General features: G+C 35.9%; 1 pseudogene. It reads left to right on the forward strand.

The window, feature by feature from the left end:
- Positions 1-573, forward strand: a pseudogene (locus CWB66_RS17105) (SPFH domain-containing protein); the annotation flags it as partial.
- Positions 574-733: the final 160 nt, after the last annotated feature.

Below are 733 nucleotides of genomic sequence, written 5' to 3' on the forward strand. Positions count from 1 at the left end.
ATTATTGATATTGATTACGAAAATAAAGTAAATGCGCGTTTAGAGGCGCAAAAGCAAGCGGCTGCAGATGAAGCGCTGGCAAGACAAAACCTTAAAAAAGCGGAACAGCAAGCACGTACTGAAGTGGCATTAGGTGAGCAAGCGATTGCGAAGCAAAGAGCTGAGTCTGAAAAGCTAAAAATTAAAGAGCAAATTGATGCTGAACGAATTAAGGCAAATGCCATTATTTCTGCGCAGCAACGAGTGGCTGTAAAAGCGGAGCTTGCAAAAGAGCAAGAAGAAATTTTAAAACAACAACGTTTAGAAGCATTAGGTATGGACGTTTTAGCTGAGGCTCGTTTAAGAGCTAAGTCTGCGGCACTTGATCCTAAGTATGTATTTGATGAAACGCTAAAAGCAGAAGTTAAAATTCAAACTGCTTTATTTACAAGTTTAGGCAATAGCCGTTTAGTGCCTGAAATTGTAATAGGTGCAGGCCAAGGCGAGCAAAGTAATGGTTCTGAATTTATGCGTTTATTAGCCGCTGATGCTGCGCTGAGTCTTAAAAAACGTTTAGAAAAAGATAAAAAATAAATAATTACTAAATATATAAACAATATTGAGGCTTAGCCTTTAAATATTATATAAACAATAAAACGCTGGCTGATAAACATTAGCCAGCGTTTTTTATTTTGCACATCTAACTCATATAACATACTTTAAATTAACCTAAACTTTGGTTAATTTATTTTCT

It is taken from the genome of Pseudoalteromonas sp. S558 (assembly GCF_005886635.1).
Taxonomy (GTDB): Bacteria; Pseudomonadota; Gammaproteobacteria; order Enterobacterales; family Alteromonadaceae; genus Pseudoalteromonas; species Pseudoalteromonas aliena.